This window comes from Microbacterium istanbulense, assembly GCF_037204145.1.
Taxonomy (GTDB): domain Bacteria; phylum Actinomycetota; class Actinomycetes; order Actinomycetales; family Microbacteriaceae; genus Microbacterium; species Microbacterium istanbulense.
In genome coordinates, this window is sequence record NZ_JBBDGN010000010.1 from 45,166 (window position 1) to 72,143 (window position 26,978).

At 68.6% G+C, this 26,978-nt stretch carries 26 protein-coding genes and 1 tRNA gene; 15 read left to right on the plus strand and 12 right to left on the minus strand.

Annotated features, from left to right (window positions below; all coding sequences use genetic code 11):
- Positions 1 to 98 precede the first annotated feature (98 nt).
- The 4 genes from WDU93_RS11035 to WDU93_RS11050 form a co-directional block, all read right to left on the minus strand.
- A complete protein-coding gene (locus WDU93_RS11035) occupies positions 99 to 1,199 on the minus strand; it encodes a phosphate ABC transporter substrate-binding protein PstS (protein ID WP_337320559.1) in 1,101 nt (366 codons plus the stop codon).
- A gap of 142 nt (positions 1,200 to 1,341) precedes the next feature.
- Positions 1,342 to 2,295, minus strand: a complete 954-nt coding sequence (locus tag WDU93_RS11040; protein WP_337320561.1) for an NUDIX hydrolase — start codon at positions 2,293 to 2,295, stop codon at positions 1,342 to 1,344.
- Positions 2,292 to 4,457, minus strand: a complete 2,166-nt coding sequence (locus WDU93_RS11045; protein ID WP_337320563.1) for an RNA degradosome polyphosphate kinase — start codon at positions 4,455 to 4,457, stop codon at positions 2,292 to 2,294. The genes WDU93_RS11040 and WDU93_RS11045 overlap by 4 nt, the downstream gene beginning before the upstream one ends.
- 40 nt (positions 4,458 to 4,497) lie before the next feature.
- Entirely contained in the window at positions 4,498 to 5,169 is a 672-nt protein-coding gene (locus WDU93_RS11050; protein WP_337320565.1) for a response regulator transcription factor, read from the minus strand.
- Between the two features lie 70 nt (positions 5,170 to 5,239).
- Here WDU93_RS11050 and WDU93_RS11055 point away from each other — a divergent pair, with 70 nt between their 5' ends.
- The 3 genes from WDU93_RS11055 (at position 5,240) to ygfZ (ending at position 7,375) form a co-directional block, all read left to right on the plus strand.
- A complete protein-coding gene (locus WDU93_RS11055; protein ID WP_337320567.1) occupies positions 5,240 to 5,533 on the plus strand; it encodes a hypothetical protein in 294 nt (97 codons plus the stop codon).
- A 142-nt stretch (positions 5,534 to 5,675) separates the two neighbouring features.
- On the plus strand, positions 5,676 to 6,278 hold the full coding sequence (locus tag WDU93_RS11060; protein ID WP_337320569.1) for a nitrobindin family protein: 603 nt from the start codon (positions 5,676 to 5,678) through the stop codon (positions 6,276 to 6,278).
- A gap of 2 nt (positions 6,279 to 6,280) precedes the next feature.
- Positions 6,281 to 7,375 carry a CAF17-like 4Fe-4S cluster assembly/insertion protein YgfZ gene (ygfZ, locus tag WDU93_RS11065; protein WP_337320571.1) on the plus strand — a complete coding sequence of 365 codons (1,095 nt, stop codon included), beginning with the start codon at positions 6,281 to 6,283 and terminating at the stop codon, positions 7,373 to 7,375.
- Between the two features lie 33 nt (positions 7,376 to 7,408).
- Here ygfZ and WDU93_RS11070 read toward each other — a convergent pair whose 3' ends face one another.
- Complete coding sequence (locus tag WDU93_RS11070) at positions 7,409 to 8,233, minus strand: class I SAM-dependent methyltransferase (RefSeq protein WP_337320573.1); 825 nt, start codon at positions 8,231 to 8,233, stop codon at positions 7,409 to 7,411.
- A gap of 51 nt (positions 8,234 to 8,284) precedes the next feature.
- Between WDU93_RS11070 and WDU93_RS11075 the strand changes: the two genes are divergently transcribed.
- On the plus strand, positions 8,285 to 9,034 hold the full coding sequence (locus WDU93_RS11075) for a phosphoglyceromutase (protein WP_337320575.1): 750 nt from the start codon (positions 8,285 to 8,287) through the stop codon (positions 9,032 to 9,034).
- A gap of 105 nt (positions 9,035 to 9,139) precedes the next feature.
- Here WDU93_RS11075 and phoU read toward each other — a convergent pair whose 3' ends face one another.
- Positions 9,140 to 9,835: a phosphate signaling complex protein PhoU gene (gene phoU / locus WDU93_RS11080; RefSeq protein WP_337320577.1), complete on the minus strand. Its 696-nt coding sequence runs from the start codon at positions 9,833 to 9,835 to the stop codon at positions 9,140 to 9,142.
- Positions 9,836 to 10,028: 193 nt separating this feature from the next.
- Between phoU and WDU93_RS11085 the strand changes: the two genes are divergently transcribed.
- Together WDU93_RS11085 and WDU93_RS11090 are read left to right on the plus strand one after the other, a co-directional pair.
- Positions 10,029 to 11,249, plus strand: coding sequence for a sensor histidine kinase (locus WDU93_RS11085; RefSeq protein ID WP_337320578.1), 1,221 nt, complete (start codon positions 10,029 to 10,031; stop codon positions 11,247 to 11,249).
- Positions 11,246 to 11,929: a response regulator transcription factor gene (locus tag WDU93_RS11090; protein WP_337320580.1), complete on the plus strand. Its 684-nt coding sequence runs from the start codon at positions 11,246 to 11,248 to the stop codon at positions 11,927 to 11,929. Before WDU93_RS11085 ends, WDU93_RS11090 begins: the two co-directional genes overlap by 4 nt.
- A gap of 75 nt (positions 11,930 to 12,004) precedes the next feature.
- On the opposite strand, the gene WDU93_RS11095 is transcribed toward WDU93_RS11090, so the two are convergent.
- A complete protein-coding gene (locus WDU93_RS11095) occupies positions 12,005 to 12,517 on the minus strand; it encodes a DNA modification methylase (protein ID WP_337320582.1) in 513 nt (170 codons plus the stop codon).
- A 134-nt stretch (positions 12,518 to 12,651) separates the two neighbouring features.
- Between WDU93_RS11095 and WDU93_RS11100 the strand changes: the two genes are divergently transcribed.
- The 5 genes from WDU93_RS11100 (at position 12,652) to WDU93_RS11120 (ending at position 17,609) form a co-directional block, all read left to right on the plus strand.
- Positions 12,652 to 13,134, plus strand: coding sequence for a CarD family transcriptional regulator (locus WDU93_RS11100; RefSeq protein WP_337320584.1), 483 nt, complete (start codon positions 12,652 to 12,654; stop codon positions 13,132 to 13,134).
- 72 nt (positions 13,135 to 13,206) lie between these two features.
- Positions 13,207 to 14,415 carry a 2-C-methyl-D-erythritol 4-phosphate cytidylyltransferase gene (gene ispD / locus WDU93_RS11105; protein ID WP_337320586.1) on the plus strand — a complete coding sequence of 403 codons (1,209 nt, stop codon included), beginning with the start codon at positions 13,207 to 13,209 and terminating at the stop codon, positions 14,413 to 14,415.
- Positions 14,416 to 14,452: 37 nt separating this feature from the next.
- Positions 14,453 to 15,862, plus strand: coding sequence for a cysteine--tRNA ligase (gene cysS, locus WDU93_RS11110; protein ID WP_337320588.1), 1,410 nt, complete (start codon positions 14,453 to 14,455; stop codon positions 15,860 to 15,862).
- Complete coding sequence (rlmB, locus tag WDU93_RS11115) at positions 15,855 to 16,862, plus strand: 23S rRNA (guanosine(2251)-2'-O)-methyltransferase RlmB (RefSeq protein ID WP_337320590.1); 1,008 nt, start codon at positions 15,855 to 15,857, stop codon at positions 16,860 to 16,862. The genes cysS and rlmB overlap by 8 nt, the downstream gene beginning before the upstream one ends.
- A gap of 105 nt (positions 16,863 to 16,967) precedes the next feature.
- Complete coding sequence (locus WDU93_RS11120) at positions 16,968 to 17,609, plus strand: NAD(P)-dependent oxidoreductase (RefSeq protein WP_337320592.1); 642 nt, start codon at positions 16,968 to 16,970, stop codon at positions 17,607 to 17,609.
- 15 nt (positions 17,610 to 17,624) lie between these two features.
- On the opposite strand, the gene WDU93_RS11125 is transcribed toward WDU93_RS11120, so the two are convergent.
- On the minus strand, positions 17,625 to 18,929 hold the full coding sequence (locus WDU93_RS11125) for a DUF4032 domain-containing protein (RefSeq protein WP_337320594.1): 1,305 nt from the start codon (positions 18,927 to 18,929) through the stop codon (positions 17,625 to 17,627).
- Between the two features lie 72 nt (positions 18,930 to 19,001).
- The gene (locus WDU93_RS11130) at positions 19,002 to 20,102 is read right to left on the minus strand and encodes an ABC transporter ATP-binding protein (RefSeq protein ID WP_337320596.1); all 1,101 of its coding nucleotides are present in this window, start codon (positions 20,100 to 20,102) and stop codon (positions 19,002 to 19,004) included.
- Positions 20,103 to 20,332: 230 nt separating this feature from the next.
- Here WDU93_RS11130 and WDU93_RS11135 point away from each other — a divergent pair, with 230 nt between their 5' ends.
- Positions 20,333 to 21,289 (plus strand): DsbA family protein, encoded by a 957-nt coding sequence (locus tag WDU93_RS11135; RefSeq protein WP_337320598.1) that lies wholly within the window; start codon positions 20,333 to 20,335, stop codon positions 21,287 to 21,289.
- A gap of 34 nt (positions 21,290 to 21,323) precedes the next feature.
- Here WDU93_RS11135 and WDU93_RS11140 read toward each other — a convergent pair whose 3' ends face one another.
- Positions 21,324 to 21,638: a hypothetical protein gene (locus WDU93_RS11140; protein ID WP_337320600.1), complete on the minus strand. Its 315-nt coding sequence runs from the start codon at positions 21,636 to 21,638 to the stop codon at positions 21,324 to 21,326.
- A gap of 147 nt (positions 21,639 to 21,785) precedes the next feature.
- On the opposite strand from WDU93_RS11140, the gene WDU93_RS11145 reads away from it, so the two are divergent.
- The 3 genes from WDU93_RS11145 to WDU93_RS11155 all read left to right on the plus strand — a co-directional run bounded on the left by WDU93_RS11145 (position 21,786) and on the right by WDU93_RS11155 (position 23,455).
- Positions 21,786 to 21,858: transfer RNA gene (locus WDU93_RS11145), tRNA-Thr, on the plus strand.
- 84 nt (positions 21,859 to 21,942) lie between these two features.
- Entirely contained in the window at positions 21,943 to 22,221 is a 279-nt protein-coding gene (locus WDU93_RS11150; protein WP_337320602.1) for a helix-turn-helix transcriptional regulator, read from the plus strand.
- 178 nt (positions 22,222 to 22,399) lie between these two features.
- A complete protein-coding gene (locus tag WDU93_RS11155) occupies positions 22,400 to 23,455 on the plus strand; it encodes a TerC family protein (protein ID WP_337320604.1) in 1,056 nt (351 codons plus the stop codon).
- 5 nt (positions 23,456 to 23,460) lie between these two features.
- Here the strand turns inward: WDU93_RS11155 and WDU93_RS11160 are convergent, their stop codons facing one another.
- Positions 23,461 to 26,295 carry an FAD-binding and (Fe-S)-binding domain-containing protein gene (locus tag WDU93_RS11160; protein ID WP_337320606.1) on the minus strand — a complete coding sequence of 945 codons (2,835 nt, stop codon included), beginning with the start codon at positions 26,293 to 26,295 and terminating at the stop codon, positions 23,461 to 23,463.
- A gap of 35 nt (positions 26,296 to 26,330) precedes the next feature.
- Complete coding sequence (locus WDU93_RS11165) at positions 26,331 to 26,975, minus strand: SOS response-associated peptidase family protein (protein WP_337320608.1); 645 nt, start codon at positions 26,973 to 26,975, stop codon at positions 26,331 to 26,333.
- Between the last annotated feature and the right edge of the window lie 3 nt (positions 26,976 to 26,978).

Below are 26,978 nucleotides of genomic sequence, written 5' to 3' on the forward strand. Positions count from 1 at the left end.
CCTGTTTCGGGCTGGAGGATGGATGCCGGCTGACCGCCCGATGCCCTCGCGCCCGTCCGGACGCGAGGGCATCGGTGTCAACCTGCGCTCATATGCGGTCAGTCGACCTTGATCAGGTCGATGGCGCCGAGGACCTTCTCGCGCAGGCTCTCCGAGATCGGAGCGCTGCCGGCGTTGTCGGCGGCGGCCTGCTGGCCCTCTTCGCTGGCGATGTACTCGAAGTACGACTTCACGAGAGCGGCGGTGTTGGTGTCTTCGTACTCCTCGCACGCGATGAGGTAGCTCACCAGGGCGATCGGGTACGCACCGGCCGGCGCGGCAGCCGGGTCGACAGCGAAGACGAGGTCACCGGCGGTGCGGCCCTCTTCGAGAGGCGATGCCTCGACGAGCGCCGCGGCGGCCTCAGCCGAGTACGGCACGTACTCGTCACCGACGCCGACGTGCACCTGGCCGAGGCCGGTGGTCTGCGAGGCATCCGCGTAGCCGATGGTGCCGGAACCCGACTTGATGGCCTGCACGACACCCGAGGTGCCCTGAGCGGCCTCGCCGCCCTCGAGCGGCCACACGCCGTCGGCCTCGTCGGTCCACACGTCGGGAGCGGTCGCGTTCAGGTACGCGGTGAAGGTCTCGGTGGTGCCCGAGTCGTCCGAGCGGTGCACCGGGGCGATGGCGAGGTCGGGCAGCTCCACGCCCTCGTTCTGCTCGGCGATGGCCGCGTCGTTCCAGTTGGTGATGTCGCCGGCGAAGATGCCCGCGATGGTGGCGGCGTCGAGGTTCAGCGTCTCGATGCCCTCGAGGTTGAACGCCACAGCGACGGGCGAGATGTAGAGCGGGACCTCGACGATGGCGTCGGAGGAGCAGCTGGCGAAGCCGTCGGCGAACTCGTCGGTCTTGAACGCGCGGTCCGAGCCGATGAAGTTGCTGGCGCCCGCGATGAAGTTCTCGCGGCCGGTGCCCGAGCCGGTGGGCTCGTAGTTGATGGTGACGCCGGTGTTGGCGGTCTGGAAGGCGGCGACCCAGGCCTCCTGCGCGGCGCCCTGCGACGATGCGCCGGTTGCCTTGAGCGTTCCCTCGAGGGTCGAGGCTCCGGTGTCGCCGGTGCTCTCGGGAGCAGCGCCCTCGTTGGCGGCGCAGCCGGCCAGGGCGAGAGCGGCGACGGCGCCGATGGCGCCGATACGTGCGATTCGGGAGATCTTCACTGTGGATCCGTTCGGTGGGTGTGCGGTGGAGCCCGGTGCAGGGCACACAGTGACGCTAGGAGCGACGGTTAACGAGACTGTCCCGCGCGGGTGAACGGAAGGTGAACAGGATGCGGCGGCGAGAAGACGCACCGCGAGGAGATCAGACGCGCGGTTCGTGCGTTTCGATCGAGATGATGCCGGAGCCGGGGTTGGTCGCCGACAGATGCACCACCGAGAAGCCGGCGACGTCGAGCGCGCTCGCGCTGTTCACATACGACCCGCGCAGGGTGCCCGTCGACAGGGCGATCTCCGAGAGGATGCCAGGCAGCACGGGCCCGTGGCTGCAGATCACCGCGGGCTTGCGGGCGCGCACCCGCTTTCCGACGACGGTGCGGATGTCGTCGTGCCCGTCTTCCCAGGAGTCCTGGCTGATCAGCGAGGTCTGCACGATCTTGCGGTCGAGCTTCTTCGCGAGGGGCGTGACCGTCTCGACGCAGCGCACCGCGTCACTGGTGACGATCCGGCGCACACCGAAGGCGCGCAGCGGGCCGACGATGGCCTTCGCCTGGCGGCGTCCGCGTTCGGTCAGCGGTCGCGAGGCATCCGATCCGTCCCATTCCGAGCGGGAGGCGGCCTTCGCGTGCCGGAGGGCGATGATCGGGAAGGTGCGCAGCACCCCGTCGTCGACGAGGTGCGTGAAAGCGTCGAGGATCTCGACATCGACCGGGTAGCTCAGCCGGGCGCGGGCCTTCTTCAGGCTCACCCACTCGATCGCGGCGATCTCGTTGTTGGGCACGAAGGTCGACGCGCGGATGGCCGCGTCGGTGGCCTCCGCCGCCCAGTAATGCACGATCTTCTGGCGTTTGGGGCGCATGTGGTACCGGCTGACCCCCACCGGAACGCCGAGTGCGACACGGATGCCCGTCTCCTCGTGCACCTCTCGCACGGCGGTCTCGGCGAGCATCTCACCGGGGTCGACCTTGCCCTTGGGCAGGGTCACGTCACGGTACTTCGTGCGGTGGATGAGCAGGATGTGGACCTTCTCGTCCACGAGGCGCCAGACGACGGCACCGGCGGCGTAGACCGCGGTGTCCGTCTTCGTTGCCGGGGTCATCGCACCGATCGCTTGCGACGGCGACGCTGCACCTCGGACATGGTCCGGTCCTGCAGGTCGATCAGCGGCTCGCCGGCGGCATCCGTCGAGTGTCGGGTCCATACGCCCTCAGCGCCGAGATGCCACGACGTCGTGCCGTCATCCATCGCGGTGTCGAACAGCGTGACGAGTTCCTGCACATGGGCGGGATCGCTCACCCGCACCAGCGCCTCGACCCGGCGGTCGAGGTTGCGGTGCATCATGTCGGCGCTGCCGATGTAGGCCACCGGCTCGCCGCCGTTCTCGAACGCGAAGATGCGCGAGTGCTCGAGATAGCGACCAAGGATGCTGCGCACAGTGATGTTGTCGCTGATGCCGGGCAGGTCGGAGCGCAGGCTGCAGATGCCGCGCACCCAGACGTCGACCTTCACGCCGGCCGCGCTCGCGCGGTACAGCGCGTCGATAATCTGCTCATCGACCATCGAGTTGACCTTGATGCGCACGTGCGCGGGCTTGCCCGCCTCGGCGTTCTTGCGCTCGGTGTTGATGAGGCGCAGCAGGCCCTTGCGCAGGTGCAGCGGGGCGACGAGAAGGCGCTTGAACTTCTTCTCGATCGCGTAGCCGCTGAGCTCGTTGAACAGGCGGGTGAGGTCCTTGCCGACCTGCGGGTCGGCGGTGAACAGGCCGAAGTCCTCGTAGATGCGGCTGGTCTTGGGGTTGTAGTTTCCCGTGCCCACGTGCGAGTAGTGGCGCAGCACGCCGTCCTCTTCGCGGATCACGAGCGCCAGCTTGCAGTGGGTCTTCAGGCCGACCAGGCCGTACACGACGTGCACACCGGCCTTCTCGAGCTTGCGGGCCCAGACGATGTTGTTCGCCTCGTCGAAGCGCGCCTTCACCTCGACCAGCGCGAGTACCTGCTTGCCGGCCTGTGCGGCGTCGATCAGCGCCTGCACGATCGGGCTGTCGCCCGAGGTGCGGTACAGGGTCTGCTTGATGGCGAGCACGTGCGGGTCGCGGGCCGCCTGCTCGAGGAACGCCTGCACGCTCGTCGCGAACGACTCGTACGGGTGATGCACGAGCACGTCGGCCTTGCCGATGGCCTTGAAGATGTCGGAGCGCTCATTGCTGTCACCGGGCTGGAACGCGACGGCCGTCGTCGGCAGATGCGGCGGGTAGCGCAGGTCGGGACGGTCGACGCGGGACAGGTCGAACAGCCCGCGCAGATCGAGCGGGCCGGGGAGGCGGTACACCTCCTGGTCGGTGATGTCGAGCTCGCGCAGCAGCAGGTCGAGGGTGACGTCATCCATATCGTCGGTGATCTCGAGACGGATCGGCGGCCCGAAGCGGCGCTTGAGCAGCTCGGCCTCGAGGGCCTGGATGAGGTTCTCGCTCTCGTCCTCCTCGATCTCGACGTCCTCGTTGCGGGTGAGCCGGAACGCGTGGTGGTCGAGCACCTCCATCCCCGGGAACAGGTCTTCGAGATGGTTGGCGATGAGCACTTCGAGCGGCAGGAAGCGCTTGATCTCGCCGCCGCCGGGCACCTCGACGAAACGCGGCAGCATCGACGGCACCTTCAGGCGCGCGAAGTCCTGGCGGCCGGTGCGGGCGTTGCGGATGCGGATGGCCAGGTTCAGCGACAGTCCGGAAATGTAGGGGAACGGATGCGCCGGGTCGACCGCCAGCGGCATGAGCACGGGGAACACCTGCGCCTGGAAGTACTCGCCCAGTGCCGCGCGCTCCGCATCGGTCAGGTCGTCCCAGCCGGTGATCTCGATACCGGCATCCGCCAGCGCCGGACGCACCTGGGTCGTCCAGGCGTCCGCGTGACGCAGCTGCAGGGCGTGCGCCTCCCGCGAGATGTCGCCGAGCACGTCGGTGGGGGCGCGGCCGACGTTGGTCGGCACGGCAAGGCCGGTGATGATGCGGCGCTTGAGGCCGGCGACACGCACCATGAAGAACTCGTCGAGGTTGCTGGCGAAGATCGCCAGGAAGTTCGCGCGCTCGAGCTCCGGCAGCGTCGGATCTTCGGCCAATTCGAGCACCCGCTGGTTGAATGCGAGCCAGCTGAGCTCACGGTCGAGGTAGCGGTGGTCGGGCAGCAGAGCATCCGGCGCTTCGACGGCGTCGAAGTCGTCGTCCTCGGCATCTCCGAGACCGGCGTCGGCGAGTGCGGGTTCGATCATGGGGTACATCCTTGCATCCACTTGCGACGAGCGGGTGAACTCAGCCTTCGCGGGCGTGATCATCGTCATAGAGGTTGAAGCGGTAACCGACGTTGCGCACCGTGCCGATGATCTGATCGGCCTCGCCGAGCTTGGCGCGCAGGCGCCGCACGTGCACGTCGACCGTACGGGTGCCCCCGAAGTAGTCGTAGCCCCACACGTCGCTCAGCAGCTGCTCCCGCGTGAACACCCGCGAGGGGTGCGTGGCGAGGTAGTGCAGCAGCTGGAACTCCTTGTACGTGAGGTCGAGCGGCTTGCCGTGCAGCCTCGCCGAGTACGAGTCCTCATCGATCGTGATGCCCGAGGCCTGCACGCGCGACGGCTCCGCCGCGCCGGCCCGGCCCAGCAGCAGGCGGATGCGGGCATCCGTCTCGGCCGGCCCCGCCGTCTGCAGCAGCACGTCGTCGAACCCCCACTCGGCCGAGATCGCGCTCATCCCGCCCTCACTGACCACCAGCAACATCGGCGCGGTGTGCCCGGCGGTGCGCAGCAGAGCACACATCGCCTTGGCTGCGACGAGCTCGGTGAGAGCGTCGACGATGAGCAGTTCGGCATCCGGCACCTGCGCGAGATGCGCGGCGTCGGCGGGGTGGACGCGGATCGCGTGCGGCAGCAGCTCCAGCGCAGGCAGAACGGGCTCTGCGCGTGAGGTGAGTACCAAGAGCTGGGCCACCCGACCATGCTAATGGGGTCGGATGCTCCGGTTACCGTCGCACCCTGACGCCATGCGCAACAATAGGAGCATGTCCGAACCGGCTCTCGCACCGCGCAATGCCTTCCATGGTGTGCTCGCGGTCTGGATCGTGGCGCTGCTCACATCGATCGCGCTGGGCGTCTTCGTCGCCGAAGACCTGCGGGTCGGCTGGCTGCTGATCTCATTCGGCGGCATCGTGCTGCTCTCGTTCGCCGTGCAGCTCTGGTACGCCAGGCCGCAGGGATTCATCGTGCGGGTGGCAGGCAGCGTCATCGGGGCGCTGATGCTCATGGGCCTGGTCTCGGTGGGCTTCGGTCTCGCCGCCCTGGCCACCGTCGTCTAGAGCTAGAGTGGTGCCATGGATGTCGTCGCGCTCGAATTCTTCTTCCTTGGCCTGCTCGGCCTCGCCAGCCTCGCGATCGTGTTCGTCTCTGGCGTGGTGCTGCTGAACCTGTTCCGCGGCCAGCGCTGACCAGGAGGACGTCGTGCTCGATCTTCCGACCGACCTCCCCGCCGATCTCGCACCGCTTTCCTGGCTCATCGGAGTCTGGGAGGGCACGGGTGTCATCGACTACACCGTCGGTGAGCACCGCTATCAGGGCGAGTTCTCCCACCGCGTGAGCTTCAGCCAGGACGGCGGCTCCTACCTGAACTATTCGGCCACCGCGTCGTTCCTCGGGCGCGAGGGCACCGACGAACCCGTGCCGTTGATCGCCGAGACCGGGTACTGGCGTCTGGCCCGCCCGAGCACGGCATCCGAGCCCGGCCCTGCCCTGCTTCCCGCCGCCGAGTCCGGCGCCGAGCGCACCGTCGACGACGTCGAAGCGCTGCGCACCGCCGACGGCTTCCCGCTCGAGGCATCCATCGCGCACTCCGACGGCACGCTCGAGCACTACCTCGGCCGGGTCGCCGGTCCGCGGATCGACCTCGCCACCGACATGATCCTGCGCGCCGAAGGCGCCAGTGCGTACACCGAGGCCTCGCGCATGTATGGCCTGGTCGACAGCCACCTGCTGTGGGCGTGGGACATCGCCGCGGTCGGCTCGCCGCTCGCCTCGCACGCCTCGGCCCGGCTGGCGCGCGTCTGAGCATGAGCGGTTTCGACGGCATCCCCGGCGCCATCAGAGACGGGCAGCTCATCCTGCACTTCGGCAACCCGAGCACCGAGCAGCGGGCGCTCGCCGCCGGTGCCGCCCTCGTGCCGCTCGGTGACCGTACCCTCATCGAGGTCACCGGCCCCGACCGCCTCACCTGGCTCGACTCGATCACCTCGCAGTCGGTGGCACGGCTCGCCCCCGGCGAGAGCACGGAATTGCTCGTGCTCGACCCCCAGGGGCACGTCGAGCACGCCGCGGCCGTCTTTGACGACGGCGAGACCGCCTGGCTGATCGCGGATGCGGCGGATGCCGAACCGCTGGCCACCTGGTTGCAGCGCATGGTGTTCCGCTCGCGTGTGACGGTCACAGTGCGGCCGGAGGCGCTGTTGGTCGGCTTCTTCGCTGGTGGTGATGCCGAGGCATCCGTGCGGGCATTCGCCCCGCAGGGCGTACCGGTGATCTGGCGCGACCCGTGGACCGGCGTACGCGCCGGCGGGCACCAGTACGCCGAGACCGCGGAGCACCCTGGGTCCGACTATGCGTGGAGTGTCGCCGTTCTTGACGGTGCCGAGCTGCCTGAAGGCCCGTTCGCGGGTCTGCTGGCAGCCGAGGCTCTGCGCGTCGCCGCCTGGCGGCCGCGCTGGGCGGCGGAGGTCGATGAGCGTTCGATCCCGCATGAGACCGACTGGATTCGCAGCGCGGTGCACCTCAACAAGGGCTGCTACCGCGGGCAGGAGACGGTCGCGAAGGTGCACAACCTGGGGCATCCGCCGCGCCGCATCGCGCTGCTGCAGCTCGACGGCAGCGACGACGTGCTGCCCTCTCCTGGCGATGCCGTCTTCGCCGGCGACGCCGAGGTGGGTCGGGTGACCTCGGTGGCCCGGCACTACGAGGACGGTCCGATCGCGCTCGCCATCCTGTCGCGCCGTGCGCCCGCAGGTGACCTCATCGTGCGCGCCGGGGACGTCGACATCGCCGCTGGCCAGCAGGTGATCGTCCCCGCGGATGCCGGCGCGACCGCCGACGTTCCCCGTCTCACGCGCCTGTCGCGGCGCCCCGCCGGCGAAGACCCGCGCCACCGCGGCTGACCCCCTCACGCACCCGTCTAGGGGGATGGGTGGTCAGGATGCCGGAGCGACGGCATCCCACGGCACCGTGAGCTCGCCCAGACGCCACCGGCGACGGTCGCCCTGCACGGGCACCCCCTGATCGCGCAGTGCCGTGACGGCAGCGATGAAGCGCTGGCTCGGCCCGAACGTCGACAGGGGAGCGGCGCGTTCCCATTCCCGGTCGAGTGCCACGAGCAGGTCATACACGCGTTCGCCGGGGACGTTGCGGTGAATGAGAGCCTTCGGCAGGCGTTCGGCGACGATGCCGGGTCGCTCGAGGGCGGCCAAGCGCAGCGAGATCGTGAAGCGCTGCGGTGCGCCGGTGGCATCCACGTCGACCCACGAGGCGATGCGTCCGATCTCGTCGCACGTGCCCTCGAACAGCATCCCGCCGGGCGCGAGGCGCGCCGTCATCCGCCCCCACGCATCCGCGACATCCGCCTCGTCGTACTGCCGCAGCACGTTCATCGCGCGGATCACGGCAGGGCGCCGTCCGCCGGTCAGCGGCACTTCAAACCCGCCGCGCGAGAACGACACGGGCAGGTCCGCGGGAAAGGATGTCTCGCCCGCGCGCACCTCGACGAGCTGGGCGTTCGCGGTCGCGACCCGCTCGGGATCGAGTTCGAAGCCGTGCACCGCGGCATCCGCCCGCACCCGCACCAGCCGCGCCGCGAGTTCGAAGGCGGTCACCCCGCTCGCGCCGTAACCGAGGTCGACGACGAGCGGATCGGATGCCCGACGGAAGGCTGCGCTCGCCGCGATCCACCGGTCATTGCGTCGCAGCCGGTTGGTGCCCGTCGTGCCCCTGGTGGGGTGACCGAGGGGCGATGACGTCATGTGACCATCCTGCCCCAGCAGACGCGACCCGGCCGCCCGTAAACTGGGCGCATGACTGCGAAGCGCACCCTCATCCTGCTCCGCCACGGCCAGAGCGAGTGGAACGAACTGAACCTCTTCACCGGTTGGGTGGATGTCCGCCTCACCGAGAAGGGCAAGGCAGAGGCGAACCGCGGCGGCGAGCTGCTCGCCGAGTCGGGCATCCTGCCTGATGTGCTGCACACCTCGCTGCTGAGCCGCGCGATCCAGACGGCGAACATCGCCCTGGACTCGGCCGACCGGCTGTGGATTCCCGTCAAGCGCACGTGGCGCCTCAACGAGCGTCACTACGGTGCCCTGCAGGGCAAGGACAAGGCCGAGACCCTCGCCGAGTACGGCCCCGAGCAGTTCCAGCTGTGGCGTCGTTCGTTCGACGTGCCGCCGCCCCCCATCGCCGCTGACAGCGAGTTCAGCCAGGTCGATGACCCCCGCTACGTGGGCATCGACGGTGAGGTTCCGCTCACCGAGTCGCTCAAGCTCGTCATCGACCGTCTGCTGCCCTACTGGGAAGACGAGATCGTGCCCGACCTCGAGGCCGGCAAGACCGTGCTCGTCACCGCGCACGGCAACTCGCTGCGCGGCCTGGTCAAGCACCTTGAGGGCATCAGCGACGACGACATCGCCGAGCTGAACATCCCCACCGGCATCCCGCTGGTCTACGAGCTCGACGAGAACAACGTCCCGCTCGGCCCCGGCCGGTACCTCGACCCGGAGGCCGCCGCCGCCGGCGCTGCCGCCGTCGCCGCGCAGGGCAAGAAGTAACCCCTCGCCGACACCCCCAGCTACCGCCGAGACCCCCAGGTGCAGACGTCTGCACCTGGGGGTCTCGGCGGTAAAGCGGGGTCTCGGCGGCCTTCGACAGGCGGGTCAGGCTCCGGCGTCGTCCTGTGCGGATGCGGCGAGGGCGATGTCCTCTTCGGCGACCGTCCAGTCACCGGTGGCGAGGTAGACGACCTTCTTCGCCACGGCGACCGCGTGGTCGGCGAAGCGCTCGTGGTAGCGGCTGGCCAGGGTGGCGTCGACGGTCGCGGTGGCCTCACCCTTCCAGTTGTCGGAGAGCACCTTCTCGAACACGCTCGCGTGCAGCTCGTCGACGTCGTCATCCGCGTTGCGGATCGCGTCGGCGAAGCGCAGGTCCTGCGTGCGCAGCAGGTCGCCAAGGGTGCGGGAGATCTCCACATCCAGCTCGCCCATCCGGCGGAAGGTGCCCTTCAGGCCCTTGGGGATGGCCCTCTCGGGGAAGCGCAGACGCGCGAGCTGGGCAATGTGCTCGGCCATGTCGCCCATGCGCTCGAGCGAGGCGCTGACGCGCAGGGCCGTGATCACGATGCGCAGGTCGCGGGCGACCGGCTGCTGGCGAGCGAGGATCTCGATGGCGGCCTCGTCGAGGCGCAAGGCCATCGCATCGATCTGCGCGTCGTCGGCGATGACCTCCTCGGCCAGAGCCACATCGCTCTCGGCGAAGGCCCGGGTCGCCTTCTCGATCGCGACGGTCACGAGGTCGGAGATCTCGACCAGACGCGACTGGAGGTCCTCAAGGGACTGGTGGAAGACTTCGCGCATGTCGGCGCAACCTTTCGTCGGGGCTCGGCGCTGTCGCCGCATCGGACGCGCGCAGCTGTGGCGCGGACTGATACCGATTGTGTTCGTCGAAGGTTAACGAACGGTGCCTGAAACGTGAATACTAGCCCGCGCCGTCTCGCAGACCCCGCTTTCGACACTGAGCGGCGGCCGAACGCCCCCTACGCTTAGGAACATGCCCTCACCGCACATCGCGTTGATCGCTCTCGCCCTGGGTCTGCTCATCGGCGTCGGCGTCACCCTGTTGATGGTGTGGGCCTATCGCGCCCGCTCGCGCTTCGCCGACGAGGTCTCGACGCAGATTCCGCAGGGAGTCACTGACGTGCTCGCGGGCATGGACGACGCGGCGTGCGTGCTGGATGCCTCGGGGCTGGTCGTCGCCGTCTCGCAGGCCGCCACCGGCTTCGGCATCACGACCGGGGCGGCGCTCGAGAACTCCGAGCTGCGCACTCTGGTGCGCCGCGTTCGCGCCGCAGGCGGCAGCGTCTCCGAAACCCTGCGCATCACCCGCGGTGTCACACTCGACCCCCGGCTCGTCTCGGCCAGGGCCAGCGTGATCAGCCCGCAGCTGAGCCTGCTCATCATCCGCGACGTCACCGAACGCGAACGCCTCGACCAGATGCGCACCGACTTCGTGGCCAACACCAGTCACGAACTCAAGACGCCGGTCGGGGCAGTCAGTCTGCTCGCCGAGGCGATCGATTCCGCCGCCGACGACCCCGACCAGGTGCGCATCTTCGCCTCTCGCATCTCCGCCGAGGCCTCCCGGCTCGGGCAGCTCACCGGACGCATCATGACCCTCTCCCGGCTGCAAGCGGCCGAGAGTCTCGCCGAGGTGGGCGCAGTCGCAATCGATGAGATCGTCGCCGCCTCGATCGAGGGGCACGCGGTCCAGGCCGACTCTGCCGGGGTCGAACTCACGCGCGGCGGAGACCGCGGCGTCTGGGTGCGCGGCGACGGGCAGATCCTCATCGAGGCGGTCGGCAACCTCATCGCCAACGCGATCGCGTACTCGCCCAAGGGTTCGCGCGTGGGCGTCGGTGTCAAGGCCGACGGCGACGTCGTCGAGATCGCCGTCACCGACCAGGGCATCGGCATCTCGGAGGCCGACCGCGAGCGGGTGTTCGAGCGGTTCTACCGCGCCGACGAGGCGCGCTCGCGGCGCACCGGTGGCACGGGCCTCGGTCTCTCGATCGTCAAGCACGCCACTCAGCGCCACGGGGGTGAGGTACGGCTGTGGTCGCGCCCTGGACGCGGCTCGACCTTCACCATCCGGCTCCCCATCACCGCCGCCCCCGACGCCGATGACGCCGTCTCGAAGAAGTCCAAGAAGAAGAAGAAACGCGCGCAGAAGGCGGCCGCCGTCGACCGCGCGCGAAACGGAGAGCTCGCATGACTCGCATCCTGCTCGTCGAAGACGAACCCGACCTCGCCGACCCGCTCGCGTACCTGCTGCGACGGGAGGGGTACGAGGTCGAGATCGCCGAGGACGGACCCGGCGCGCTCGGGGCGTTCCGTGAGCGCGGCGCCGACATCGTGCTGCTCGACCTCATGCTCCCGGGGATGCCGGGTACCGAGGTGTGCCGGCAGATCCGTCAGGGCTCGGCGGTACCGATCATCATGCTCACCGCCAAGGACTCCGAGGTCGACATCGTCGTGGGGCTGGAGCTGGGCGCCGACGACTACATCACCAAGCCGTACTCCTCGCGTGAGCTGCTCGCCCGCATGCGTGCGGTGCTGCGGCGGGTCGTGCAGGCCGAGGCCGAGATCGATGAGCGGGTGCTCGAGGGCGGCCGCGTCGTGCTCGACATCGACCGGCACACCGTGGCCGTCGACGGGTCGGAGATCAACATGCCGCTCAAGGAGTTCGAACTGCTCGAAGTGCTCATGCGCAACGCCGGGCGCGTGCTGACCCGCGGCCAGCTCATCGACCGCGTCTGGGGGAGCGACTACTTCGGCGACACCAAGACGCTGGACGTGCACATCAAGCGCATCCGCTCGCGCATCGAGCAGAACCCCTCGGACCCGGTCATGCTCGTCACCGTACGAGGTCTCGGTTACCGCTTCGAGGGCTGAGACTCGCAGCACGCAGAGGAGGCCGGCCCCGAACGGGACCGGCCTCCTCGTGCATCCGCCCTCGGGCGGGAAAACTCATTCGCTCTCGACGACCACTTCTTCTTCGGGCGTGAGGTCGGCGTAGTAGGGCAGCGTGCCGTCGAGCACGGGCACCTCGACGTCGGAACCTGCATCGCCGGACGAGAAGTACATCTCGACCGTGGCGCCGGGCAGCACATCGAGGTTGTCGATGAGCAGCGGCTCTTCGTTGGCGCCCAGGCTGAGCGACTCGCCGGCGGGCACGTCGATCACGTCAACCGCGGTGCCGTCGACCTCGATGACCAGCTCGGCGTCATCGGCGGTCGGGTTGATCAGCGCGGCCACGAAGTTACCGGCCGAGCCGTCTTCGGTGGCGATCACCATCGCGTTGCGAACCTCAACGGGACCACCGGTCGTCTCGACGTTCACGCCGTCGGAGGCGGGGTAGACGTTGGTGGTCGCCTGGTGCGTCATGAAGGTGCAGCCGGTTGCGCCAAAGACGATGGCGGCGCCCAGAGCGGCGGTGGCGACGAGCCGGGGAGCGACGGACGCAGCAAGGCGCGAGTTCACGGATCCTCCTGAGGTGCGACGGTTGTCGTGCAACAGTCTAGTGGGTCGCCGCAGGCTGGCCGGGATGCCATCGGCGCGAACCTTAGTGCATGTCGCCTGTGGTATCCTGGAACTTGCCGAAAGGACCCGTTTTTATGCTTTTTGAGGTTGGCGAAACCGTCGTCTATCCGCACCACGGCGCGGCGACCATCATCGAGGTCAAGGATCGCGTCATCAAGGGCGAGACGAAGAAGTACCTGAAGCTCAACGTCACCCAGGGTGACCTGATCATCGAGGTGCCCGCTGAGAACGTCGACCTGGTCGGCGTCCGCGACGTGATCGGCAAGGAGGGCCTCGACCACGTGTTCGAGGTGCTGCGTGCCCCCTTCACCGAGGAGCCGACCAACTGGTCGCGTCGCTACAAGGCGAACCTCGAGAAGCTCGCCTCGGGTGATGTGATCAAGGTCAGCGAAGTCGTGCGCGACCTGTGGCGCCGCGATCAGGACCGTGGCCTGTCGGCCGGAGAGAAGCGGATGCTGGCCAAGGCTCGCCAGATCCTCGTCTCCGAGCTGGCGCTCGCCGAGAAGATCGACGAGGACAAGGCGGGGGCGCTTCTCGACGAGGTGCTCGCTTCCTGACGTGAAGTCTTCGAGGAAGGGCGGATGCTGCGGCATCCGCCCTTCCTCTGTTTCGGGCGATAACGTGTCAGCGTGACTGTGCTGCCCGTCCCCACCACCGCGATCATCGTCGTCGCCGCCGGCTCCGGCACGCGCTTGGGCGCTGACGCGCCCAAGGCGTTCGTCGGCATCGACGCGCGCTCCGTGCTGCGCCACGCGCTGGACGGCATCTTCGCCGCCGCTCCGATGCAGGTCATCGTCGTCGCTCCCGCCGGATTCGAAGGGGATGCCGAAGCGGAACTCCGCGCGGCCGCGGGGGACCGTCACGAACTCGGCCGGGTGGTCACCGGCGGTGAGACCCGTCAGCAGTCCGTGGCTGCCGGGTTGCGCGCGCTGTGGGGCGATGTCACCACGGTGCTCGTGCATGACGCGGCCAGGGCGCTCACCCCTCCCGCCTTGATCGATGCGGTGGCGGATGCTGTTGATGCGGGTACCGGTGTCATCCCCGCGCTGCCCGTGGTCGACACCCTCAAGCGTGTCGACGGGGACGCGGTGGTCGGCCCGGTCGACCGCAGTGAGCTCGCCGCCGCACAGACCCCGCAAGGGTTCCCGCGGGCCCTGCTCGAGCAGGCGTACGCCGTCGCGGCGGATGCCGGCGAGGAGTACACCGACGATGCCGCCCTCTTCGCGGCGGCAGATCTGCCCGTGCGGCATGTAGCCGGCGACGAGCGCGCGTTCAAGATCACCACGCCCGCTGACCTCGACCGTGCCCGGCGTCTGCTGGATGCCGCGGCACCCGTGTCGCACGCGGAGACTCCCGCCCCGCGCCTGCCGCGCGTCGGGGTCGGCACCGATGTGCACGCCTTCGGCGGCGAGGGAAACCTGTGGTTGGCGGGCCTCGAGTGGCCAGGGGAGCGACCGCTGTCGGGGCACTCCGATGGCGATGCCGTCGCGCACGCGATCGTCGACGCTCTGCTCGGGGCAGCGGGCCTCGGAGACATCGGCCAGCACTTCGGCACCGCGCACCCCGAGTATGCCGGCGCCCACGCCGAGGTCTTCCTCGCCAGTACGGCCCAGATGCTGGCCGAGGCCGGCTTCGTGATCGGCAACGTGTCGGTCCAGTTCCAGGGCAACTCGCCGCGCTTCAGCCCCCGGCGGGCTGAAGCCGAGCGCGCCCTGTCGGCGGCCCTCGGCGGCGCGACCGTCTCGGTCGCGGCCACCACCACAGACGGGCTCGGCTTCCCCGGGCGCGGGGAGGGGATCGCCGTGACGGCGGTCGCCCTGATCGTGCCTGCCGACTGACCGATCGGCATCCAGCCGTCCCCGGTAGTCTTGTGCGGTGACGATCCGCCTCTATGACACGCGCGCCAAGGCGCTGCGCGACTTCGAACCGCTCGATTCCTCGAACGTGACGATGTACGTCTGCGGACCCACCGTGCAGTCCGGCCCCCACATCGGACATGTCCGCGCCGCGCTGAGCTTCGACCTGCTGCGCCGCTGGCTCGCACACCGCTACGGTCGCGTCACCTTCGTGCGCAATGTCACCGACATCGACGACAAGGTGCTCGCGAACGCTACCGACACTGAGCCCTGGTGGGCGCTCGCGTACCGCATGGAGCAGGAGTTCGCGGCGGCGTATGCCGCCGTCGGCATCCGTCCCCCCACCTATGAGCCGCGCGCGACCGCGTCGATCCCGCAGATGCAGGAGATCATCGCGACTCTCATCGAGCGCGGTCACGCCTACCCGGCACCAGACGGCTCGGGCGATGTCTACTTCGACGTGCGGTCGTGGCCGGCATACGGCGAGCTGACGAATCAGTCGTTGGATGCCATGGAGCCCGCCGCCGACGCCGACCCCCGCGGCAAGCGCAACCCGCAGGACTTCGCCCTGTGGAAGGGCGCCAAGGCGGATGAACCTGCGGATGCCACCTGGGCATCTCCCTGGGGTGACGGCCGGCCCGGCTGGCACATCGAGTGCTCGGCCATGGCCAAGCGCTACCTCGGCGCCGAGTTCGACATCCACGGTGGCGGACTCGACCTGCGTTTTCCGCACCACGAGAACGAGCTCGCGCAGTCCACGGCGGCCGGTGACGGGTTCGCGCAGTACTGGGTGCACAACGGTCTGGTGAACGTCGACGGGCAGAAGATGTCGAAATCGCTGGGCAACTTCACGCTCGCGCGCGACGTGCTCGCCGAGCACGAGCCGCTCGTCGTGCGCTACGCGCTCGCCGCCGCACACTACCGATCGAGCCTGGACCTGTCGGACTCGTCCTGGGCGGAGGCGGAGGCCGCGCTCGGTCGCATCCGTTCGTTGCGCCAGCGCGTCCTGCGCGCCTCGGGTTCCGATCCGGCGGCGCTCATGCCGGCGGAGCTGCCCGCGGCGTTCGTCACCGCCATGGACGACGACCTCGGCGTGCCGCAGGCGCTCGGCGTGGTGCATGAGACGGTGCGCGCCGCCAACACCGCGCTCGACGCCGGCGACCTCGCGGCGGGGCTGGAAGCGGGGCGTGCGGTGTTCGCGATGACCGCCGTGCTCGGCCTCGACGAAGCAGAGGCTGCCGAGGGGCAGGGTGCCGATCAGCTGGCATCCGCGCTTGACACGCTCGTGCAGACGCTCATCGCGCAGCGCGCGCAGGCGCGCGCTGACAAGGACTGGGCCGCCGCAGACCGCATCCGGGATGCTGTCGCCGCGGCCGGAATCACTCTGGAGGACACTCCGGACGGAACACATTGGAGTATCGATGGCTAAGCCAGGTAACCCCTCAGCGGGCAAGGGCAAGAAGGGCCCCACCAAGGGCAGCGGCGGCAAGAACCGGCGCTCGCTCGAGGGTCGCGGGCCGACCCCGAAGGCCGAAGACCGCGCCTGGCACCCCGCCGGCAAGCGCAAGGCTGCCCAAGAGCGGTACGCGGCGGCCGGCGGCAAGGGTAAGCCCGGCCAGCGCACCTCGTCGGGGTCGAACCCCAACCGGTCCACGCGCGGGTCGAAGGATGCCGCGAACGACACGGAGTTCGTGACCGGCCGCAACTCGGTGCTCGAAGCGCTGCGCGCGAAGATCCCGGCGACGGCGTTCTACATCGCTCAGCGCGTGGAGATGGACGACCGCGTCAAGGAGATGCTCGCGATCGCGCGGCACCGCGACATCCCGGTGCTTGAAGTCACGCGCCAGGAGCTCGACCGCATGGCGGGCTTCGACGGCGTGCACCAGGGCGTGGCGATCAAGGTGCCGCCGTACGAGTACGCCCACCCGCAGGACTTGCTCGAGCAGGTCATCGACCGCGGCGAGGTTCCCCTGTTCGTCGCGCTGGACGGCATCACCGATCCGCGCAACCTCGGCGCGATCATCCGCTCCACCGGGGCGTTCGGCGGGCACGGCATCATCCTGCCGCAGCGCCGCTCCGCGAGCGTGAACTCGGCGGCGTGGAAGACGAGTGCGGGGGCCGCGGCCCGGGTGCCCGTCGCGCTCGCGTCGAACCTCACCACCCAGCTCAAGGAGTTCAAGAAGCAGGGCGTCTTCGTGCTCGGCCTCGACGGCGATGGCGACGTCTCGCTGCCCGACCTGCAACTGGCCGACCGCCCCGTCGTCATCGTCGTCGGTTCTGAGGGCAAGGGACTCTCACGCCTGGTCACGGAGACCTGTGACCAGATCGTCTCGATCCCGATCTCGTCGGTGACCGAGTCGCTGAACGCCGGAATCGCTGCATCCGTCGCGCTCTACCAGGTCTCCACCGCGCGCGGCGCGAAGAAGTAATCGCGAAGAAGTAATACCGAGCGAATCCGGTCAGATCGGGAATAGTCGCTCGGCCGTCGTTCTTGGGGACTGTGAACCTGCACGAAATCGTACGGAAGGACGCACATGGCTCGCATCGTTGTTATCGGAGGAACCGGCTACGCCGGCGCACATATCGCTCGTGAGGCGGTGAACCGGGGACACGATGTCGTCGTGATCTCGCGTTCTGAGCCCACCGATCCGATCAGTGGTGTGAACTATGAGCAGGCGGATGTCCGTGACGCGGCCGCTCTCGCAGGTCCCATGGCGGGCGCTGACGCTGTGGTGTCGTCGCTGTCGCCTCGGGGCGATATGAGCGATAGCGTGCTCGGCGTGCTGGACAACCTCATCGGTGACCTCACCGGCACGTACACCCGTCTCGGCGTCGTCGGTGGCGCCGGTGGCAGCCTCGTCGCCCCTGGCGGCCCGCGTCTGTTCGATCAGGACTTCCCGGAGGAGTACAAGCACGAGGCGCAGGTCGGCATCGACTCTCTCGAGATGCTCGAGAAGTCCAGCGAGGGACTGGACTGGTTCTTCGTGCACCCGGCCGAGGTCTTCGGGCCGTGGGCCGAGGGTGAGCGCACCGGCAGCTACCGCGACGGTGGCGACGTGGTCGTGCGGGATGCCGACGGCAACTCCACGATCTCCGGCGCCGACTTCGCGATCGCCGTGATCGACGAGATCGAGCACCCGAAGCACCGCCGCGGACGCTTCACCGTCGGCTACTGACCGGCACGCGGACGCTCAGACGAGGTCGCGCCAGTCGACCTCGCCTGTGTCGTCCGTCAGGTCGAGCTCGCTGGTGATCACCGGCAGGCTCATCGTCTCGGTGGGGGGACCCATGATGGTCGCCTCATCGCGGCGGTGCCGCAGCACATCGTTGATGTAGCTCGTGAGTACCTCGGCCAGCGGCACGGCCCGCCCCTGCGCCTGCGACAGGTACCAGCGGTGCTCGAGCACCTGGTGGTACACCTCGGCCGGCTCGAGCTTTGCGCGCAAGTCGTAGGGGATCGCCCTCACGACGGGTTCGAACTGGCGGGTCAGCCATTCGTGCGCGTACATCTCTTCGTCGGGCATGTCTTTGGTCGAGCGGGCACGGAACTCGTCGAGGTCGTTCAGCAGGCGGCGCGCCTGGTTCTCCTCGACATCGAGCCCGGTGAGGCGGATGAGTCGGCGCTGGTGGTGACCGGCATCCACCACCTTCGGCTGGATGTGCACCTCGGTGCCGTCAGCGGTCGTACGCATCGCCATCTCGTCGATGTCGAAGCCCAGCGCGTTCAGCTGCTCCACCCGCTCAGTGATGCGCCACGCCTCATCGGCCGCGAAGGTCTCTTCGGCGGTCAGCGCCGCCCACAGCGACCGGTACGCCGAGACGATGCCGTCGGCGATGCCGACCGCATCCACCCCGTGCTCGAGGCGGCCGCCAGCGGCGAGGTCCATGATCTCGCCGGCGATGTTCGTGCGGGCGATGTCGAGGTCATAGGCGCGCTGCCCGTCGGTGAGGCCTTCCTCGTGCAGCTCGCCCGTTTCGGCGTCGACGAGGTACGCCGCGAAGGCGCCCGCGTCACGGCGGAACAGCGCGTTCGAGAGCGATACATCGCCCCAGTAGAAGCCGACATTGTGCAGACGCACGAGCAGCAGGGCCAGGGCATCCACCAGGCGCGTCGCGGTGTCAGGGCGCAGCACCCGGGTGAACAGTGCCCGGTAGGGCATCGAGAAGCGCAGGTGTGAGGTCACCAGGGCTGCAGGCAGCGGTTCGCCATCGGCATCCACACGCCCGGCGATCACCGCCACGCGGCTGACGCAGGGCACATCAAGACGGGCGAGGTTGCCGAGCATGTGGTACTCGCGCCGGGCCATCTCCTCCGTGGTCTCCTTGACGGCGATCACCCGACCGGAGAGATCCGCGAACCGGACGAGGTGCCGCGAGAGACCCTTGGGCAGCGACACGATGTGCTCGGACGGCCACGACCCCAGGGGAGTGGACCACGGCAACGAGAGCAGAGCCGGGTCGACCGTGCTGGCTGTGATGCGCAGCGCATCCTGCATGGATACCTCCGAAAGACGGACGCGGCGCGGGCGACCAGAGAAGGTCGACCGCGCCGCGTCGGTGTGTGTCTGTCAGGCCGAAACGACGGTCTCGTTCAGGCGCTCACCGGTCTCAGCGTGGAACGCGTGCACGTGGCCCGGGTTCGCGGCCAGGGTGACGGTCTCACCCGCGTTGGGGTGGTTGCGGCCATCGACGCGCGCGACGATGTCGGTGCGCTTGCCACCGATCTCCGCGTGACCGTAGAGGTAGCCGTCGGCACCGAGCTCTTCGACGAGGTCGACGACGACCGAGAGGCCACGACCGTCGGCGGGGCCGACCGTGATGTCCTCGGGGCGCACACCCACGGTGATCTGGTTGCCCTCGGCACGAGCGAGCGTGTCGCGGTCGAGCGGCACGATCTCCGAGCCGAAGCGCACACCCGTGTCGGCGAGGTCGGCGGTGAACAGGTTCATCGCGGGCGAACCGATGAAGCCGGCGACGAAGACGTTGCTGGGCTTCTCGTACAGGTCACGCGGGCTGCCGACCTGCTGCAGGAGGCCGTCCTTGAGCACCGCGATGCGGTCGCCCATGGTCAGCGCCTCGGTCTGGTCGTGGGTGACGTAGACCGTGGTGACGCCCAGGCGGCGCTGCAGCGAGGCGATCTGGGTGCGGGTCTGCACGCGGAGCTTGGCGTCGAGGTTCGACAGCGGCTCGTCCATGAGGAACACCTGCGGCTGGCGGACGATGGCGCGACCCATCGCGACGCGCTGACGCTGACCACCCGAGAGGGCCTTCGGCTTGCGGTTCAGGTAGGGCTCGAGGTCGAGGAGCTTGGCTGCCTCGAGCACGCGAGCGGCACGCTCTTCCTTGCTGACGCCGGCGATCTTGAGCGCGAAGCCCATGTTCTCGGCGACCGTCATGTGCGGGTAGAGGGCGTAGTTCTGGAAGACCATCGCGATGTCGCGGTCCTTCGGCGGCACATCGGTGACGTCGCGGTCGCCAATGAGGATGCGGCCCTCGTTGACCTCTTCGAGGCCGGCGAGCATCCGGAGCGTCGTGGACTTTCCGCAACCCGAGGGGCCGACGAGAACCAGGAATTCGCCATCTGCGATCTCGAGGTTGATCTTGTCGACCGAGGCACGCGTGGCGCCGGGGTAGATGCGGCTGGCCTGGTCAAAGGTGACAGATGCCATTGTTGTTTCTCCTTCACCGGCAGGTACGTGCCGGACGATCCGTTGTGATGGAAGCGGTGGGTCTCCCCACCGGGGCCCGCCATCGGGCCACGGCCAGTATGGCATGAGAACCCGGCTTCAGGGCAGGGTCTATCTGGGGATTTCTCAGGCAGTCTCGTTAGCATCGTCGAGGTGCCGCGCTCATCGCGGCCGCGGGGCCACCCATCCCCGCCTGATCTTCAAGAGGAACGATGTCGAGCGACGAAACGCCGAACGTCCCTGCTGGCCGCAACTCGCGTGAGGCCGTGCGGGAGAAGGCGCAGCAGGTGCACGCCAAGCAGTCCAGGGCGCGCCTGATGCGCAGGATCATCATCGCCGTCGTGGCGATCGGCTCGGTCGGCACGGCTGTCGCCCTGGCCGTCTCGTCGTCGCTGTCGCAGCCGACGATGACGCCGCGAGGGATGGACGCCGACGGCGTGACCGTCACCGATGTCGCCATCGCCGAAACGGCCGACGAGCCCATCGAAACTCCCGCGCCGACCGAAGCTGGCACCACCGCCTCGCCGACGCCCGAGCCCACGGCCGAAGAGGGCACGATCGACATCCACATCTATGTCGACTACCTCTCCACCGGTGCCGCCGAGTTCGAGGCGGCCAACGCACGCCAGCTCGCGGGATGGATCAACGAAGGCGCGGTCACCGTCACCTACCACCCGGTGGCGCTGCTGACGGCCAACTCGAACGGCACGAAGTACTCGCTGCGCGCGGCCGCTGCCGCCGCGTGTGTCGCCACGTACTCGCCCGCCCAGTTCTTCGACTACAACCACGAACTGCTCAGCGCCCAGCCGGCTGCCGACAGCGACGGCCACAGCGATGCCGACCTCGCCGACCTCGCGATCGCCGTGGGTGTCGAGGATGGCGCCAAGGTGCGCTCGTGCATCGAGGACCAGGACTTCGTCTCGTGGGCGAAGGATGCCACGGCGCGTGCTCTTGAGGGCCCGCTGCCGGGTACCGATGACCTGAAGCTGAACGGCTCGCCGATGATCCTCGTCGACGGTGAGGTGTACGTGGGCTCGATGAAGGACGCGAGCGAGTTCTCGCAGTTCGTCCTCACCACCGCGAGCGAGGCCTACTTCGGCACCCCGACGCCGACGCCCACCCCTGAGGGCACCGCGACCCCGAAGGCGACCGAGACGCCGAAGAAGTAGGCGCCGCGGCCGGCGCGGCCGTGCCCATTCACGCTCACGCCAGTGTGACGGCATTGCCCCACACCCAGCATCGGTAGGTCGTGCCACGTACGGCGAACTCGATGCCGGCGGCCTTCTCCGTCGACCGCACCACTCGGGCGCGCACCTGTGTGTGCTGCGGCCCGAAGCGCACCCACGCGACCACCTGTGCCTGCACACCGGCCGGGTAGACCGTCATCGGCACCCGATCGAGCTGCAGCTCCTCCGGGGTGAGGCTCTGCAGCGGGCCGGCGGTCTGCACGAACCGCTCGATGATCCGCTCATCCATCGCCTGATCGACGCGCTCCGCATAGCGCTTGTTCGTACCCACGACAGGGACCCTTCCTCCGGCCGAGGAGGTCTCAGGCTAGCGTCGAGCGCCGACGTCGTCGTCGCGGTGGGAGACGATGGGCGGGAGTGGACCGGCGGACGCTCTAGACTCGAGGATGCGCATTCAGCCGGATCGAACGCGCAGCACGCCGACTTGGCGCAATTGGTAGCGCACCGTACTTGTAATACGGGGGTTACGGGTTCGAGTCCCGTAGTCGGCTCTGGAAAACGGCACGTGGTCTGCACGTCCTTCGGATCATCGCACGTCGTGTGCGGTTGGCCGTTTTCGGCGTGAGGATGGTGGCATGGCCGGATGGACGTTCCTCACTCATCACGCTCATGTCCTGTTGGCCATTGCGCAGAACCAGGACTCTGCTGTGAAGGACATCGCCGCGACCGTGGGAATCACCCCGCGCTCGGCGATGACGATCCTGGGCGACCTGGAGGAAGCGGGGTATCTGGAGCGGGAGAAGCGGGGTCGCCGCAATCACTATGTGCTGCACCCCGATCGGCCACTCCGGCATCCCTCCAACGCTGGGCACACCGTCGGCGAACTCATCCGCGCGCTGCGAGACGTGCGGTGACCTCGTACGCACCGTCGGAGAGCGATCGATTTGACGTGAAGTGTACTTCTCATGTTTCATAGATGAAGAAGGGGAGTAATCCTCGCTCCGCATCGTCAGTACGTTCCCGCCGCGGGATCCGGTGCGCAGGGCCGCAAGGCCGATGAGACCTTCACGATGTTTCGTGGAGGTCTTTGTCATGTCTGTCCCGCTGTGGGCGTGGTTCGCCGTTCTGGGCGTCATTCTGGTGATGCTCGCCGTCGACCTGGTGGCGCACCGCACTGCGCACGTGATCAAGGTGCGTGAAGCGGTCGCCTGGTCGGCTGTCTGGGTCGCCCTCGGTGTCTCGTTCGGCGTGGTCGTCTGGTGGTTGTGGGGAGCCGAGTTCGGGCAGCAGTACTTCGCCGGATATCTCATCGAGAAGTCACTCGCGGTCGACAACGTGTTCGTGTGGGCGATCATCTTCGCCGCCTTCGGAGTGCCGCGCGCCTACCAGCATCGGGTGCTCTTCCTGGGCGTGGTCGGGGCCTTGCTGTTCCGTGGGCTCTTCATCGCTGCCGGAGCGGCACTGATCGAGAACTTCTCCTGGGTCCTCTATGTCTTCGCCGCTTTCCTGATCTACACCGGATGGCGGATGTTCCGCTCGCGAGACGCGCACATCGAGCCTGAGAAGTCCAGGGTCCTCACGGTGTTCCGCCGGTTTGTCCCCATGACCGACGCGTACTACGGGCAGACGTTTCTCATCCGTCGGGCCGGCGTCGTCGTCGCGACTCCGCTGCTGGCGGTGCTGGTGCTTGTCGAAGTCACTGACATCGTCTTCGCTGTCGATTCGATCCCCGCGATCTTCGCAGTGACGAGCGAGCCATTCCTTGTCTTCACCGCCAACGCGTTCGCGATCCTCGGCCTGCGGGCGATGTACTTCCTGCTCGCCGACCTCATCCACCGCTTCGTGTATCTGAAGGTCGGACTGTCATTCGTGCTCATCTGGGTGGGAATCAAGATGCTCCTCCTGGACGTGTTCTACATCCCGACCACCGTCAGCCTCGCCGTCGTCGCGACGATCATCACGGCATCGATCGTCGCCAGCCTGCGGGCCACGCGGGGACAGGGGAGGCGCGAGGTGGATGTGTCCTCGGCCGGCGCGTTCCGCATCGCCACGCACGAGGAACGCGACGAGACGGAACCCGTGTTTCGCGGCTTTCGTCGCCGAGTCTCCCGGGACCGCGGCCGTGTGCTGCCCCCGGCGGGCAGATGATGACCTCACCCGCGGGTGAGCTCCTCCAGCACCTCCACGACGTGCCGGTAGCGCTTGCCCGTGGCACGGCTCATGCCGATCTCGCACGTGCGATTCGCTGAGACGAACGCGCCGAAGCCGGCGCGTGCGGCATCCGCGCTGATGACCTCCGCCGACTCCACCGCGGTGGCGCTGGCGGTGAGCTCCGGATGCAGCATGCCGCGGTCGCCGGCGAAGGCGCAGCATCCCCACCCTTCAGGGACGAACACCTCCTCGGCGACGGCCGAGGCGATCGCCGTCAGCGCACCGGTCGCCCCCAGGGCCGTGGTCGAGCATGTCGGATGCACGGCGACGCTGGCGATCTTCTCGCGCACCGTCAGCCGCGGCAGCACCTCACGGGCGACGAAGGTGGTGGCGTCGTCGATGCGCAGTCCGGCGTACTCCGGATGCGCTGCGGCGGCCTTCGCGAGCATCACGTGCAGCCCCTCGGTGCATGAGGCGGCATCACACACTACCGGCAGCTCGCCGGCCCTGCTCGCCTGCCACAGCGAGGACAGCACCCGATCGGTCATCCGCTCGTACCCCGACAGGTGACCCTTCGACTTCCACGGGGTACCGCAGCACAACCCGCCCGCATCATCGGGGACGACAACAGGGATACCCGCGCGATCGAGCAACCGGCGCAGGGCATCCCGCGACCCCACCCCCTCGCCTTCGGCCCCGAACATCGTGCCGATGCAGGCGCCAAAGAACACCGCCTGCGCGTCGGCAGGCGCCGACGGCTTCGGCGCCTTCGATCCGCCGCGGGGGAGGCCGGCGTCATACTCGGGCACCGTGTCGGTGCCGAGCACGGCGCGTCCCACCGTCGTCACTCCGCGCACGAGCGGCGCAGGCAGCGCTTCCGCCACGGTGAGCGCGACACCGCCGAGACGCGTGACCGCGCCCCAGTTCTTCGCCGCGACGTCCCACAGGTCGTCTTCGACCTTCGAGGCCTCCTCGGCTCGCAGTCGGCGCACGAGGTCGCCGGTATTGATGTCGACAGGGCACGCCACGGCACACATGCCGTCGACTGCGCAGGTCTGCACGCCGTCATAGTCGTACTCGGCGCGCAGGTCCTTCAACAGTGCCTGGTCTCCGGTCTCCTCGGCCCAGGCCATGTCGCGGCGCAGCACGATGCGCTGCCGCGGCGTGAGCGTGAGGTCTTTGCTGGGGCACGTCGGCTCGCAGTACCCGCACTCCACGCAGCGATCGACCTCGGCCTCCACGGTCGGCACGCGCTTGAGGTGGTGCAGATACGACTCCGGGTCGTCCGAGAGCACGACGCCGGGGTTGAGGATGCCGGAGGGATCGATCAGCCTCTTGATCTCCCACATCATGTCGGTGAGCCGGTCGCCATACTGCCGACGCACGAACGGTGCCATGATGCGCCCCGTGCCGTGCTCGGCCTTCAGCGACCCGCCCTGCCCGAGCACGAGATCGACGAGATCGTCGGTGAAGCGGCGGTAGCGCGCCAGGCTCTCCGGATCGTCGAAGCGCTCGCTGAGCAGGAAGTGCACATTGCCGTCCTTCGCGTGCCCGAAGATCACCGATTCGCCGTAGCCGTGGGTGGCGAACAGCTCGATCAGTCGCTCGCACGTGATCAAGAGCCGATCCACCGGCACGACGATGTCTTCCAGCAGGGCTGTCGTTCCCGAGGGGCGCGCACCAGCCACGGCCGTGTACAGGCCCTTACGCACATGCCACAGGGCAGCGCGCTCGCCCGCATCCGTCGTGAGGGCCGCCGGTGTCGTTAACGGCAACGCGGCGAGGTGGGCGAGCGCGTCGCGCGTCGCCGCTGCCAGAGACGCCTCGTCACGGGCGTGCACTTCCACGAGCAGGGCGGCGTGCTGGTCGACATCGATCGCGGCGATGGCCTGCGGCACATCGCCGAGGCCCTGGGCAACGCGAAGGGATGCCGCATCGAGCAGCTCGATGGTTGCGAACCCCTCGGCGACGAGACCGGGAAGGGCAGCCATGGCATCGGCCAGCGTGTCGAACACGAGCAGTCCGGTCGCGATCTGCGGCAGTACCTCGATCGTGCGAAAGCGCGCCTCGGCGACGAACGCCAGCGTGCCCTCCGAGCCGATCACCAGATGCTCGAGGATGCGCAGCGGGTCGTCGAAGTCGAGCAGCGCGTTCAGGCCGTACCCCATCGTGTTCTTCATCGAGAACTGATGCCGCAAGAACGCCACGTCATCGGGCTCCGCGAGCAGCCGTGCGCGCAGATCGCGGAGCCCCTGAGCGATGGCGGGCTCTGCCGACTCGAGCTGGGCGAGCGCATCCGCCGCGCCCGTGTCGAGCACCGTGCCGCTGGGCAGCACGAGCAGCAGCGAGTCGATCGTGCGGTAGGAGTTCTCGGTGATGCCGCACGCCATGCCGCTGGAGTTGTTGGCGATCACGCCGCCGATCGTGCAAGCGATCTCGCTCGCCGGGTCAGGGCCGAGCTTTCGACCGTGACGGGCCAGCCGGGTGTTCACCTGGCGCACGGTGGCGCCGGGGCCGACACGGACGAGCGCGCCGTCCTGTTCGACGGAGATGTCGCGGAACGCACTGCGCGTGTCGACGAGGATGTCTGCGGACACGCCCTGTCCCGAGAGGCTGGTGCCTCCGGAGCGGAACGTCAGCGTGTGGCCGGCCGCGCGCACCGCCTTGAACACGCGCGCGACTCCGGCGGCATCCAGCGGCGAGAGTATGGCCTCGGGCACCAGCAGATAGTGCGAGGCGTCATGTGCCTTCGCGAAACGGTCGATCGACCGGCTGGTGACCTGAGTGTCGGGCCCGAGCAGGGCGACATCGAGCGGGTGGGACAGCATCGTCGACATGTGCTCAGTCTGGCACTGCCGTTGCGGCCGGAGGCTCAGAACAGCGTCGGCGCGGTGCCCTTGTCATCAGCCCGGGGCGTCGCCCGCACGCGGTCGTCGAGGGATGCTGCAGCCAGCAGCGCCTCGTCGATGAGGTCGCGGGATGCGGCAGCGGTCAGCCAGTCGTGTGCAAACGAGGTGGGGATGAGTACCGGCATCCGGTCGTGGATTTCGGCGAGGTGCGGGGGAGTGGGGCGCATCACGATCGAATAGCAGGTGACGCTCTCGCCCTCGGGCGTGCGGCCTCGCTGGGTGACCGCGGCCATGCCGAACAGCACACCCGGCTCGAGCCCGAACTCGTGCCAGGTGCGGTCGGGCTTCTGCATCTCGAACCAGTCGGTGGCGGGCACCAGGGCGCGCGACCGTGCGTTGCCGGGACGATCTTGCAGCCGCTCGGAACGCGTGTTGATCGAGGGGAACCTCGCCGGCTGTCCGTCGACGAGATAGCCCCACCAGGCGGCATCGAGGGCCGGCTCACCGTCGACCTCCATGATCAGCGGATTGAGGTTGCGCAGATTCTTGCCCGTCGGGCGCAGCGTCTCGCCCGCATTGTGATCGGCCCACGAGCGCAGCCCCTCGAGGATGGCCTCATCGGCCTCGGCCAGCAGCTCAGCGTCGGTGAAGCTACCGGTGCAGCGCATTGT